At 61.9% G+C, this 13305-nt stretch carries 9 protein-coding genes; all 9 read right to left on the bottom strand.

Annotated features, from left to right (window positions below):
* Nucleotides 1-323: 323 nt before the first annotated feature.
* The 9 genes from NKI38_RS11010 to NKI38_RS10970 all read right to left on the bottom strand — a co-directional run bounded on the left by NKI38_RS11010 (nucleotide 324) and on the right by NKI38_RS10970 (nucleotide 13090).
* Complete coding sequence (locus NKI38_RS11010) at nucleotides 324-1472, bottom strand: response regulator (RefSeq protein WP_352657287.1); 1149 nt, start codon at nucleotides 1470-1472, stop codon at nucleotides 324-326.
* A gap of 14 nt (nucleotides 1473-1486) precedes the next feature.
* A complete protein-coding gene (locus NKI38_RS11005) occupies nucleotides 1487-1852 on the bottom strand; it encodes a response regulator (RefSeq protein ID WP_352657284.1) in 366 nt (121 codons plus the stop codon).
* Complete coding sequence (locus tag NKI38_RS11000) at nucleotides 1849-4503, bottom strand: GAF domain-containing protein (protein WP_352657281.1); 2655 nt, start codon at nucleotides 4501-4503, stop codon at nucleotides 1849-1851. The genes NKI38_RS11005 and NKI38_RS11000 overlap by 4 nt, the downstream gene beginning before the upstream one ends.
* Nucleotides 4469-5071: an SCO family protein gene (locus NKI38_RS10995; protein WP_352657278.1), complete on the bottom strand. Its 603-nt coding sequence runs from the start codon at nucleotides 5069-5071 to the stop codon at nucleotides 4469-4471. The genes NKI38_RS11000 and NKI38_RS10995 overlap by 35 nt, the downstream gene beginning before the upstream one ends.
* Nucleotides 5068-6075 carry an ABC transporter substrate-binding protein gene (locus NKI38_RS10990; protein WP_352657275.1) on the bottom strand — a complete coding sequence of 336 codons (1008 nt, stop codon included), beginning with the start codon at nucleotides 6073-6075 and terminating at the stop codon, nucleotides 5068-5070. The genes NKI38_RS10995 and NKI38_RS10990 overlap by 4 nt, the downstream gene beginning before the upstream one ends.
* Before the next feature lie 29 nt (nucleotides 6076-6104).
* Entirely contained in the window at nucleotides 6105-7118 is a 1014-nt protein-coding gene (locus tag NKI38_RS10985; protein ID WP_352657272.1) for an ABC transporter substrate-binding protein, read from the bottom strand.
* A 509-nt stretch (nucleotides 7119-7627) separates the two neighbouring features.
* Nucleotides 7628-10894, bottom strand: coding sequence for an error-prone DNA polymerase (locus NKI38_RS10980; protein ID WP_352657269.1), 3267 nt, complete (start codon nucleotides 10892-10894; stop codon nucleotides 7628-7630).
* Nucleotides 10891-12414, bottom strand: a complete 1524-nt coding sequence (locus tag NKI38_RS10975; protein ID WP_352657266.1) for a DUF6504 family protein — start codon at nucleotides 12412-12414, stop codon at nucleotides 10891-10893. Before NKI38_RS10975 ends, NKI38_RS10980 begins: the two co-directional genes overlap by 4 nt.
* The gene (locus NKI38_RS10970) at nucleotides 12326-13090 is read right to left on the bottom strand and encodes an ImuA family protein (RefSeq protein ID WP_352657263.1); all 765 of its coding nucleotides are present in this window, start codon (nucleotides 13088-13090) and stop codon (nucleotides 12326-12328) included. Before NKI38_RS10970 ends, NKI38_RS10975 begins: the two co-directional genes overlap by 89 nt.
* Nucleotides 13091-13305 lie beyond the last annotated feature (215 nt).

Raw genomic sequence — 13305 nt, 5'->3', positions numbered from 1 at the left:
CTGCCCCTGCCGGATGACGCTCAACGCGGGCGCGACGACCGGTTCTTGATCACTACCTCAACCGCAGGCGCCCCTCCCGCGCAGCGGGTTCGTTCATCGGCCCAGAGCTGCCCGGCCGCATTGCGCCCAATGTCGGTCGTCGATCACGCCATAGCTGCATCCCAAAAGCAGACATCCTTGCGTAGGCTGCCATTGGGTTGTTACTCGCGGAGCGACCGCTTTCCACCGTTGCGGCGAGCTGGAGATCGGTCGATGGCTGGGCTGCTTTGTGCCGACGGTTCGACGGGCCCTATCATCCGAAAGAGACCGGAGTGCGTCCAACGCTAGCTTGGCCGACCGATCCAGCGCACGATTTCATAGGCAGGCATCGGGCGGCGAAAACCCTTCAGCGTCAGTTCGCCAACGGCGACGGAATCAACTAGTGATTCGACGGCACCAACGACCCGCTGGCTGACGAGAATCTGGCGCGGCCGGGCTTCCTCGCATAATCGGGCGGCGTGGTTCGACACTGTGCCTATCACTGCATAATCGGCACGCTGATCGAAACCGATCCGCCCGATGGTTGCATGGCCTCGGGCGATGCCGATTCCGAAGCCGAGCAAGTGATCGCGCTTGCGCCATTGCTCTGAATGCTCGTCAATCGCATCCCGCATTGCCGTAGCCATGCGGACGGCTCTCTCCGTATGGTCGGCGCAGGGCAGTGGATCGTTGAAAACCACGACGATACCGTCGCCCACGAATCGCTCAAGAGTTCCCTCGTGGCGGACGATTTGTTCACCAAGACAGGCGTGGTATTCGCCAAGAACCGCCATCACCTCCTCAGGTTCGGCAGTCTCGGCGAAGGCTGTGAAGCCGCGTAGATCGCAGAAAACGACGGTCACCTCGCGACGGTGACTTTGCAGAAGCGTGTCGCCATTTCCCGCCGCAAGGATAAGGTCGGCGACCTGCTCGGGCAGGAAACGCCGGAGCCGGCCCATTCGCTCGATCTCGATCACCTGCTCCGCCAGGGTCTGCTCGAGCGCGCGGTTCCAATCGGAAAGCTGCACGGCTTGATCCTGAAGGCGTTGGGCCTGGCTTGCGACGGTATCGTGAAGCGCCTTCTGTCGCAGCATCGAGCGCACGCGCGCCAACAGCGCCTGGTGCTCGAAGGGCTTCGTCAAATAGTCATCGCCCCCGGCATCCAGCCCCTCGACCACATCGCGCGTGTCGGCTTTTGCGGTGACAAGAATGACCGGGATCGATCGCAGCGAGAGATCCTGCTTCAGCATGCGCACCACGCTGATGCCGTTGAGCTTCGGCATCATGATGTCGAGGAGGATCAGATCCGGCGTGAGATCGCGGGCCTTAGCAAGCCCCTCTTCACCATCCGCGGCAGTCACCACATCGTAGCCATTCGCCTCGAGCCGCATGCGCAGGATCTCGAGATTTTCCGCAGTGTCGTCGACCGCGAGAATGCGAGGCGGATCGTGCAAGGTAGTGTCTCCCCTCAGGATAGGAACTGGCGAATCTCGGCGAGCAGATGGCGCGGACTGAATGGCTTGGCAATGTAGCCATCGCAGCCTGCAGCAAGGGCTTTCGCCTCGTCGCCCGACAATGCATAGGATGTGACGGCGATGATCGGGATGTGCCGCAGCGCCGGATCGGCCTTTATACGGCGGGCCGCTTCGTACCCGTCGATTACCGGCAGCTGAATGTCCATGAGGATCAGGTCTGGCTTCTCGGCCGCGGCAGCAGCGACGCCGGCGGCACCGTCCGCCGCCTCGATCAACTCGTATTCGGTGGTGGCGATAAGATCGCGGATGATCTGGCGGTTGTCCTCGGTGTCTTCCACCATCAGGATTCGTTTGCTCATGCCGCCCTCGCGTCCTCATTCACCCGGATTGGTATCTTCAGCCGGAATGTCGACCCTGACCCAAGCACGGACTCGACGTCTATGGTCCCACCATGCATTTCGACGATGCGCTTTGTGATCGCCAGGCCGAGACCTGTGCCACCCTTCTGCCTGGTGCTGCTGTTGTCGACCTGCTGGAATTCTTCGAAGATGAGAGCCTGGTCCTTGGATGCGATGCCGAGACCTGTATCCCGGACGGTGATCTCGAAATGTCCGTCTACCGCGCCCGCAAGAATGTCGACCGCACCCGTGTCAGTGAACTTGACGGCATTGCCTGCAAGATTGAGCAGGACCTGCATCAAACGGCGTTCGTCCCCGCGGCCGATTGGAAGGTTCTCGGCAACAGTCGTTGAAAGCTCAAGACCCTTCGCTCGTGCCAGCGGCTCGATAGCCGTAACGGTCAATCGAACAATCTGCGCGACGGAGTAGTCCTCGATCGCCAGGGTGAGTTGGCCTGCTTCGATCTTGGAAAGGTCGAGTACGTCGTTGATGAGCCCGAGGAGGTGACGGCCGTTTGCCTGCACGCGCGCCACGGTCGTCTTCGCCTTGTCCGGGAGTTCGCCGTAGATGCCGTCGACCAGCAGTTCTGTGAAACCTAAGACTGAATTGAGCGGTGTCCTGAGCTCGTGGCTCATATTCGCGAGGAACTGGGACTTGTGGCGGCTGGCGGCCTCCAGCTCCCGGCCTTTCTCCTCGATGTCGCGGAACAGCTTGGCATTCTGGATCGCGAGCACCGATTGGGCTGCGAAGGTCTCCAGCAAGTGTACAACTGGCTCAGGGAAGGCACCTGGCTTGTGGCGCCTGACGACCAGTGCACCTACGATCTTGTTGGGCCTGAGCAGAGGAACGATCAGGATACCGCGATATCCGGCATCGACGATCGTCTTTCTTACAAGGAAGGCTGAGCTCTCCTGGCTGAGGTCGGGGAACTGTACCGGCATGCAGCGCTCGGGCGCGTCGCCGATCCCCATGTCGGCCAGCCCGATCGTCTGGTGTGAGACTGCGGCGATGAGCTCATCGCTCATACCGAAGTTTGCGCGCGGACGGAATTGCTGCCGCGTGCTGCTGAACACGTAGATGGTGCCAGCATCCGTCTCCGACAACTGGACCGCTTTGGCGACGATCGTTTTCAGCACCGTGTCGAGATCCAGCGTCGAATTGACCGCCTTGCTCACCTCACCAAGCGCCTCGAGCTCACCAACAGACGCGGCAAGCTCGCGCGTTCGTGACTGCACCGCCTCGAAGAGCCGCGCATTCTCGATGGCGATCACCGCCTGGTCGGCGAATGTCTCAACGAGCGCGATCTCCTTGGGATTGAAAGATTGCGGCTCAACCCTCGTCATGACGAATACGCCAACGAGATCACCTTCCCGCAACAGCGGGGCAGCGAGGACGGTGCGGAATCCGCCTGCCTCAGCGATCAGGGCCACACGGTAGTCCGGATCAGCGGTCACGTCTTCGATTTGCACGATCCGCCGTTCTTCGATTACGCGCCCTACGGCGGAGCCCCGGCCTGCGGCAAGCGCTGGAAGTGGATTGGCGTCGACATAAGCGCGGAAATTGGGCGGGTAGCCATGCGTCGACACATAGCGGAATACGCCATCCAACAACTGCACGATACCACCCTTGTCGGCACGGCAGAGCCTGACAGCCGATTCCACCAATGTATCGAGCACGACCTGCAGATCGAAGGTAGAGCGACTGATGACCTTCAGAACGTCTGCAGTGGCTGTCTGCTGCTGCAGGGCCTCGTCTAGCTGCTGGGTGCGTGTCTCAATCTCCTGATACAGACGCCCCAGCTGGTCGGAGGTCTGGTTGACGTTAGCAGCGAGCACGCCAAGTTCGTCGCGATTGGCGACGGCAACATGTTGGGCGAAGTCGCCGGCCGCTATCTGCCTGAGACGCGTCTCGATCTTCTTGACCGGTTCGATCAACGACCAGGAGATGATATAGCCAAGCGCAAGCGCGAGCAGGATGCTGCCCACAGCAAAAGCGACCACGACCAGTCGAGAGGTGCCGTACGCCCCCTCGCTTGCTTCGATGGCCACGACCATGTCGGCTTCGGCCATGTTGACCAACTGGTTCGTCAGCCGCTCGAGGCGGTCGGCCGACGGCATGATCTCGTCCAGCTGAACCTTGCGCGCGTCCTCCGTGCGACCGGCGCGGAAGAGCTCCGCAACATGCGTCACGCCGGCCGCAAGCCGTTCGTACTCCTGTCGGACCTGGCCCAGCAGCTCCGCCTCAGTCTCAGCGACGAACTCCATGCGGTCGAGGTCGTAGCCAAACTGGTTGAGCTGGCGCAGCGCCCCATCCAGCATCCCGTTGTCCTGAAGCAACAGGGCGGTGGAGATGCCGTAGAGCTGGGTGGTCGTATCGTGCTGCACCTGGCGATAGGCCGCGATCCTGCGCTGCAGCTTGATCAGCTCGTTTGTTTGATCATTGACCCCACTCAGCACCTGCAACCCGACGGCCCCAAGCACGATCAACAGGCCGACGATCGACAGGAACGCGATCAAGAGCTTGGTCTGGACGCGCGCCGGCAGCCGGGCAACCCAGCCGACTAGCCGGTTCGTTATGTTACTTGGATTCGTCCAAGAGGCTGAGAAGGTCACCCCGGAACTCCTCTAGGTCGAACCGAACGCCGAGATACTGTACGCGCAAGATGCCATCCGGGTCCACGAGCGACGTCAGCAATGTGTGGTCGACGTCACCATCCGCCGTCTTTCGAGCGAAGACCCCGTATTTCCGTCCGATCTCACGAACAATCGCTGGGTCACCGGTAAGAAACGACCAGCCTTTCAGATCGGCGCCAAAATTCCGCGCATATTCCTTCAACACGTCGGGCGTATCCCGCTCTGGGTCGACCGTGATCGAAATGAAGTCGATCTTCGACCCGAACGTAGAGCCCAGTTGCTCCTGCACGCTGGCCATGTGGGCAGTCAGCATTGGGCAGACGTCGGTACAGTACGTATAGATGAACGAGATGGCGACCACCTTGCCGCGAAAGTCGTGCAGTGACACAGGTCCGCCGTCTTGCGATATCAGCGTGAAATCCGGCGCAGCGCCCATCATCGGGAGGCGCTCGCTGTCCCCGGCGGGCACCGACGCTTCGTGCGCAGAGGTGTGCGCAGGCCCAGCGACGAGGGCGAGGAGCAGCAACGCACGCGTCCAGCGGCTCACGTCTTCATCTCGCGCTTGAGCTCCTTAAGGAAACGCCAGTCCGTACGTTCGGCGATAATCCTGTCGGGTGTGGAGCCGATCAAACCGATTTCCTTCAGCCGCAGCGCATAGAAGCGGACGGTGTCAGTTGAATCGTAGTCCCGCCATTTCCGGTAGGGCAACTCGCTGATCGCTGCGAACGCATCATCGTAGTGGCTGGCGAATCCGCCCGCGACCAAGCGCGCGGCAACCAAGGCCGGCGCGGCAGTGCATAGATCCGCGGCCTTGAGGATGGCGCGCAGCACCCGCTTGGCAGCAACCGGATGCGCGGCCACAAAATCGCTGTTGCCGGACAGCATGCAGCAAAAATATTGCGACCAAGGTCGGTCCACTGTGCTGTTGACGATCACGTGCCCGACCTTTATGCGCCGCAATTCCTGCGGGTCCGGCGGAAAGCCCAGGAACGCGTCGATCTCGCCCCGCGCGAACAGCTCCTTGGGCTTGACCGCCGGGTCCACCACCCAGTTGATGTCGCGCGCCGGATCGAGCCCGACATAGGCGGCGATGCTGGCCAGGAACAGATGCGGCCCCGAACCGAATCCCTGGACGCCGACGTTCCGGCCTTTCAGATCGACGACGCTGTCGATCCCGCGCTTGGCAAACAGCTCGAAGCAACCGGAATGGACGCCGCCGAGCAGAGTGAGCCGCGCACCGGAGTCCAAGGCGACGATCGAATTTGTAACGAAGTTGAGGCTAAAGTCGATCTCGCCATTCGCAACCGCGGAGGCCGTGGCCGCACCGGGGCCCGCGGCGACATAGGCAACCTCGGTGAAGCCCTCAGCGCGCAGCAGGTCCTCTACAACATACTGTGGCGCCACGCAGATGCTAGGGATCTTGGCCAAGCGAATGCGTGTGGTCTCCGGCCCTGGCTCGGCAAGAACTCGAGTTGGAGCGCCGACGAGGCTTGCGGTGCCGGCAGCCGTCAGGCCTGCCAGGAAGCGCCTGCGGCTCTGAATGATTTGCACGTCTACGTCTCCCCTCGAGACAGATGGGATCAGGTTTTCAGCTCACGCTTCAACTCGTCGAGGAAGCGCCAGTCCGTTCCGTTGGCGATAATTTGTTGCGGGCTCGACTTGACCATGCCCGTCTCCTGCATGCGCAGTGTGTAGAACCGCAGGGAGTCTTCGGGATCGAATTCCCGCCAGCGGTCGTAGCGAATGTCGTTCAGAGTTTGGAGCGCGTAGTCATACGACGGGACGAAATCGCGATCGACCATCTGCTGTGCCACCCTTTCCGGATCCGACACGCAGAGGTCGGCGGCCTTGAGGATGGATCGCAAGACCCGCTTGGTCGCCACCGGGTACCTAGTCACATAGTCAGTCGTCGCGGAGATCATGCAGCAGAAATATTGTGACCATGGGCGGTCGACGGCATTGTTGAGGATCGTGTGGCCGATCTTCTTGGCGCGCAGCTCCTGCGGCTGGGGTGGCGTCCCGAGGAATGCATCGATCTTCCCTTCGACGAAGAGTTCCGTCGGCTTGACGTCGTTAGTCAAGACCCATTGGATATCGTTGACGGGATCGAGCCCGACATAGGCGGACATAAGGGACAGCCACACGTGTCGCGAGTTGTTGAAACCATCAACGCCCACCCTCTTGCCCCGCAGGTCCGTGACGCTGCGGATGCTCTCCTTGGCGATCAGTTCGAGGCATCCCGAGTGCAACCCGGTTAGCACCTTGATCGGCACGCCGCCGTCGATCGACGCGATTTGGTTCGGCGAAAAGTTGACCGAGAAATCCGTCTCACCGCGCGCGATCCACTCCGATTGGTCGACGCTTCTGTCGCCTTCTACGTAGCGAACGTCTGTGAAGCCATCTGCACGCATCAGTTCCCCGGCGATGTAAGCGCCTGCCCAGCAGTAGGAACCACCAACCCAACGCGGCAGACGAACCGTGGTCGTTTCCAGCGGCGGTTCCGCGTGGAGTGACTCCGGAAGTCCGATGATTCCGGCAGCGCCTACCATGGCGGCGCCGGCCAGGAATCGGCGGCGGGTTTGGATGATCTGCATCAGAACGCTCCCCTTCCGATTGCAAAAGGCAAATACTGGCTGGAACCGAGCAAAAGAGCATCGGCAGAGGCAAATGGTCTGGTAAGCGCGACGAGTGGTTGTGGAACCTAGCGCGCCTAGTCCGATGCGGGAGTCTTGCGCTCTCAGTCGCCGGCCCATGCATTAGCAACCGACGATATATCGACGATACGCCCCATTTGCGTAGGTTGCGAGCGCAAACTTACTACGCCTACGTCCTGCCGATTGCCTCGCCGTCATCGAGACTGCTTGGGGGGGTTGCGAATGGCCGCTTCAAGTTTGCCGCGGCAGGACCCACCCGCTGAACGTACGCTATCGTTCTTCGGACGCCAAAAGCAGCCCTTCCGCGTCGGCCCAAAGGCGACATCAGAGTATCTGCTCGGGCGTTTATCGTCTGGCACCGCAGGGTTCGGCGACAAACGTTGAGCGGTCTTAAGGCAGAATCCCGCATTGTCCCGGCCATTTCTGCGGCTTTTGCTAATCCTACCAACTTATTTGAAATCCCGCGTCTTCACCTTGATCTGGTCGATGTGCAGATGGGGATCGACGATGTTCCTCGGCCTTGGTCCTTTCGGCAGCCCGCGCGGGTCAGGCGTCGGACTGCCATGGTGGAATTCGTCGCCGCGCCCGTGCGGCAGCGGGAAGGCAGCGTCGCGATCGCCGACGCTGGCTGGACCGGCCGACAGATCGTTGAGCCGATGGGCGACGAGATGAACCACCTCCCCTTCGCGCTGGATGCGTCCGTAGACGCCGATCATGCCGGCCCCGAGCACAACCCTGCGATATTTTTCGAACACCTTGACCCACACCACCAGATTGGCGATGCCGGTCTCGTCTTCAATCGTGATGAACATCACGCCCTTGGCCGAGCCCGGCCGTTGCCGGACCAACACGAGCCCGGCGGCTTCCAGCCATTGCCCATCAGGCGCCTGCATGGCCTCGCGGCAAGAAACGATGCGCTTGTGGCGCAGGTCGGCGCGCAGGAAGGACACCGGATGATCGCGCAAGGTCAGTCCGACATGGCCATAGTCTTCAACGACCTCGCCGCCAGCCGTCATGGCACGCAAAACCACGACCGGCTCCTGGATTTCCGGCACCGTTTGCTGCTCGCGAGCCGAGGCCGCCGCAAACAGCGGCAGCGGCTCGTCGCGCAGCGCCTTGATCGCCCACAAGGCCTCACGCCTCGCCAGCGATAGGGACGATTGGAAAACGTCAGCCTGGGCGAGTTGGACCAGCGAGGCAGCGGGAACACCGGCGCGATGCCAGAGGTCATCGACCGACGCAAAGGGCTGGTCGGCGCGCGCGGTGACGATGGTGGCCGCGTCAGCATTGGCAAGACCACGGACCATGCGCAGGCCAAGTCGAACCGCAAACCGATCCTCGTCCCGAGTGGGCTCGAGCGTGCAGTCCCACCTTGATGTGTTGACGCACACAGGACGCACCTCGACACCATGGTCCCGCGCATCGCGGACGATCTGCGCCGGAGCGTAGAAGCCCATCGGCTGGGCGTTTAGAAGTGCCGCGCAGAAGACATCCGGATGATGGCACTTCATCCAGGACGACGCGTAGGCGATCAGTGCGAAGCTGGCCGCATGGCTTTCGGGAAAGCCATAACTGCCGAAGCCCTCGAGTTGCTTGAACGTCTTTTCGGCGAACTCGCGCTCATAGCCGTTCTTAACCATGCCGCCGATGAGCTTGGCGCCGAAGCTGGAAACGCCGCCGGTGTGTTTGAAGGTCGCCATGGCACGGCGAAGCTGATCGGCTTCGCCGGGGGTGAAGCCGGCGCATTCGATCGCCACGCGCATCGCCTGTTCCTGGAATAGCGGCACGCCCAGCGTTTTTCCGAGCACTTTCTCCAGCTCAGGCTTGGGATAGACAACCTCTTCCTTGCCTTCGCGCCGGCGCAGATAGGGGTGCACCATGTCGCCCTGGATCGGCCCCGGCCGCACGATCGCCACCTCAATGACCAGGTCATAGAAGGTGCGAGGCTTGATGCGTGGCAGCATCGACATCTGGGCGCGGGATTCGATCTGGAAGGTGCCGAGCGTGTCGGCCTTACGGATCATCGCATAGGTGCGCGGATCCTCGGCTGGGATCGTGGCGAGATCGAGCGTGATGCCTTTGTGTTGGACCAAGAGATCGAAGCCGCGCTTCATGCAGGACAGCATGCCGAGTGCCAGCACATCGACTTTCATGAACTTCAGAGCGTCTATGTCGTCCTTGTCCCATTCGATGACCTGACGATCCTTCATGGCGGCCGGTTCGATCGGCACCAGATCGTCGAGCCTGTCGCGGGTCAGCACGAAGCCACCGGGATGTTGCGACAAATGCCGCGGTGCGCCGATCAATTGCCTGGCCAGGTCAAGCGCGAGGCGAAGTCGGCGGTCACCGAGATTGAAGTTCAGCTCCTTGGCGTGCTTCTGCTGGACGCCTTCATCCGACCAGCCCCACACTTGCGACGACAACATCTTGATAAGGTCCTCAGGCAGACCCAGAGCCTTGCCGACATCACGCAGCGCGCCCTTCGACCGATAGCGGATGACGGTCGAGCAGAGCGCTGCGTGTTCACGTCCGTAGGTTTCGAACACCCATTGCATAACGATTTCACGCCGCTCATGTTCGAAGTCGACATCGATGTCGGGCGGCTCACGGCGCTCCTCCGAGACAAAGCGTTCGAACAGAAGATCGTTGCGGTCGGGGTCGATCGAGGTGATGCCCAGCACATAACAAACAGCGCTGTTGGCCGCAGACCCCCTGCCCTGGCATAGAATGTCCTGGCTGCGGGCAAAGCGAACGATCGAATTGACCGTCAGAAAATACGGCGCGTATTGCAGCTTCTCGATGAGCTGCAATTCATGCTTGAGCGTGGCGATAACCTTGTCCGGCACGCCTTCCGGAAAACGCTCCAATGCGCCTTCCCACGTCAGCTTCTCCAGCGCCTGCTGCGGCGTCAGATCCGGCAGCATGCGCTCTTCGGGATATTGGTAAGCGAGTTCGTCGAGAGAGAACCGGCAGCGCTCGGCGATTTCAACCGTCCGAGCGATCGCCTCGGGATGGCGGCCGAACAGGCGTGCCATCTCGTCCGGCGGCTTCAGATAGCGGTCGGCATGTCGTTCTCGCCGAAACCCGGCATCGTCGATCGTGACATTGTGCCGAATGCAGGTGACGACATCCTGCAGAATGCGCCGTGACGACTCGTGAAAAAGCACGTCGTTGGTGACGACCGTTGGCACGCCGGCCTGTCCAGCAAGGTTGGACAGATCGTGCAGGCGCAGAGCCTCGTTAGGTCGGCGCCGCAACGTCAGCGCCACATAGGCTCGATCGCCAAAAGCCTCGCGCGACCGCCGCAGCCAGAGCGCGCATGCGTCGTCGGCCTGGTCGGGAACGAACACCGCTATAAGGCCTTCGCCGTAGGCGACTATATCGGGCCAATGCAGCACACATTTCGCCTTGCCGCCGCGTTTCTTGCCGAGCGACAGCAAGCGGCACAGCCGCGAGTAGGACGCGCGGTCGGTCGGATAGGCCAGGATCGAAATCTCTTCTGCCAGATCAAGCCGGCAGCCGACGATCAACCTGACGCCGGTCGCCTTCGCCGCTTCATGTGCTCGAACGATGCCGGCCAGGCTGTTGCGATCGCAGATGCCAAGTGCCGGCATGTCCATGCTTGCTGCTTGCGCGAACAGTTCCTCGCAGGAGCTGGCGCCACGCAGGAAGGAAAAATGCGAGGTGCATTGCAGTTCGACATAGGGCACGATCATCCGAAGATGCCGTGCAGGAACCAGCGATGGGAGCCGGTCGCGGCATCCTCGCCGTCGCCAGCGCGATAGATCCAGAACCGTTCGCCGGCTTCGTCCTCGACCTGGAAATAGTCGCGCACGGCGGCAAGCTCGGCGTCGCGCTTCCACCATTCGCCAAAGACCCGCTCGGGACCATCGGCGCGCTTGACCCGCCGACGGATGCCTCTCCAGGTGAAGCTGGCCGGCGGGTGATCGGGCAGCAGCGCTATTGCCTCGATCTGCTCCGGCACGGCGAACAAACGGGCCGGACGTGGCCAATGGTCTGGCCAAGCGTCGCCGGTCTCTACCGATGCCGGAGCCACACGCCGAAACGATCGCTCAGGCACGTCGTTGGGCACTGGCGTAAATCGATAGAGCTTCTCCTCGCCGACACGATTGCCGAGTATGTCGATCAAATCCGAGATATCCGCATCCCTTTGTTCGATGAGCGAGGAGTTGGTCTGCCTGGGTGTCAACGGTTCGGCCAAGGGCGCGGACAAGCGCATCAGTTCGATACCGAAACCTGGATCGACCGTCTCGATCTTGTCGCACAACAAACGCGTCAGCCGCTTCACATCGCGGACTGGCAAGGCTGTGCCAACGCGAATGGCCTCTATGCGGTTGTCGACGCGGTAGAGCAGCAGATCGAGGCGGCGCGCGCCCAGCCCCTTCGTCTCCAGTTCGGCACACAGCGCTTGAACAAGCTTGCCGACGTAGCGGGCGATTGTCTCGGCCGCACCGATGGGCTCGCCGAAGCCGCGCTTAACCTCGACCACATCCGCCGGCCGCACTGGCTCAATCGGTTCGGCAAGGCGGCCGGCGGCTTGGTCAAGGCGTCGGCCGAGTTCCGGTCCGAAGCGCAGGGTCAGCGGCGCGCGCGGCTGCTTCAGAAGCTCGCCTGCGCTGTCGAAGCCCAATACCCGCAAACCGCTGACGATCGCGTCGGGCAACCGCAGGGCCGCGATAGGCAGAGGAAGAATCGCATCATAGGTTGCATCGACCGGCACCACATTGATGGTCTGTCCGACGTAGCGCGCAACAGCATGAGCGGCACCCCAGCTATCCGCTATCGCTGCTCGCGCCGCAATACCGGCCTGGCCGAGGCGTTCGACCATGTCGGCCAGCATCAAATGTTCACCGCCATGCAGGTGATCGGCGCCGGTGGTGTCGATGACCAATCCGTCAGGAGGATCCGCCGCCACGATCGGCGCGTAGCGGCGCAACGCCCACACGGCCAACCGCTCCAATGCCTCAGCGTCTGCCTCGGGTTCGGCATCCATGATCGCCAGACCCTGGACGAGAGCCTGCGCCTTCGTTGCCGGCATGCCGACGCGCAAGCCTGCTTCCATCGCCGCGCGATCGGCGGCAACCACCAGACGACGGTTGCCTTGCCGCCCTACCATTACGATAGGTCTATCCGGTGGCGGCGAGACGTCGCCCAATTTCCTTCTGAGCCGATCGGTCGACCAGCTTGGAAGGAAGAGCGAGACGACCCTTTGCATCACAAGCCTCCACTTCGATATCGAGCGTTTCCCCTCCACGAGACCTGATCAGTTCAAGCTGCCATCGCGCCCGGCCAATCCCCGGTACGGGGAGCGGCCTCGATGGCAAGACAGAAACCCGCCAGCGGCTGACAGAGGCCGTCGGCTGCCCGAAATCGGCGGCTTCGGTCTGGCGTCGCCAGCGACGGATGGCGATACCCATCGCGCCCGAGCCTTCCGAAGCGAGCTGCAAGCGTCGCGAGGCCGTCATCGACAGACGGGCAACTTCGGCAACCACAGCCCCAAGCCCGACGTGCCGCAGGCCTTCCTCGAAGCAAGCGAGCAAGGATTTGTCGTCGCCGGCTTCAACGTAGATCACCCGGTCGGGGTGAAGTCCGACCTGGGCGATTGCCGGCGCAAACAGATCCTGGCGGGTCACGCACCACAGCACCTTGCCTTGCGTCCTGGCCGCAACGCCCGCCGCAAAGAGCGACGCGGCAGCGCCATCGATCGCTCCATTGCCGCCGCCAGCGACCTCATGAAGGGCCCCAAGCGCCACCCCGCCCCCGGGCAGACGTCTGTCGATAGAAGCGATGCCGAAGGGCAGAACCGCCTTTTCGCGCGGTGTTCCGCCTTCGAGACGCGCAACGCGATCTCGAAGATCGGAAATGACAGCGGTTGGCGTCGATGCACTCATCTGGCCCCTGAACGCGAAATGCTAATGTATGTTCCTCATTTGTTCTCTTCCTGACAAAGAGTCAATGGGACGGGTGGGGATGGCGCGGCTTGTCACGATCTCGCGAGAGACGCTTTCTCACAGGACGATGCGGTCGAAAGCCATCTATCCCGCTGGACGTTCGCGCCGGCGAATGTCGGCGCCCCCAAGGAAAACCGGCGTATAAACCATAGTCC

The organism is Mesorhizobium sp. M0621, from assembly GCF_040320745.1.
Taxonomy (GTDB): Bacteria; Pseudomonadota; Alphaproteobacteria; order Rhizobiales; family Rhizobiaceae; genus Mesorhizobium.
The sequence above is the reverse complement of the archived record's forward strand: the minus strand, read 5'-3'. Positions and strand labels throughout refer to the sequence as shown.

What these genes read in the sequence shown, in the direction of transcription:
- NKI38_RS11005 (WP_352657284.1), bottom strand. Translation starts at nt 1,852, where the DNA reads ATGAGCAAACGAATCCTGATGGTGGAAGACACCGAGGACAACCGCCAG.
- NKI38_RS10985 (WP_352657272.1), bottom strand. Translation starts at nt 7,118, where the DNA reads ATGCAGATCATCCAAACCCGCCGCCGATTCCTGGCCGGCGCCGCCATG.
- NKI38_RS10980 (WP_352657269.1), bottom strand. Translation starts at nt 10,894, where the DNA reads ATGATCGTGCCCTATGTCGAACTGCAATGCACCTCGCATTTTTCCTTC.
- NKI38_RS10975 (WP_352657266.1), bottom strand. Translation starts at nt 12,414, where the DNA reads ATGCAAAGGGTCGTCTCGCTCTTCCTTCCAAGCTGGTCGACCGATCGG.
- NKI38_RS10970 (WP_352657263.1), bottom strand. Translation starts at nt 13,090, where the DNA reads ATGAGTGCATCGACGCCAACCGCTGTCATTTCCGATCTTCGAGATCGC.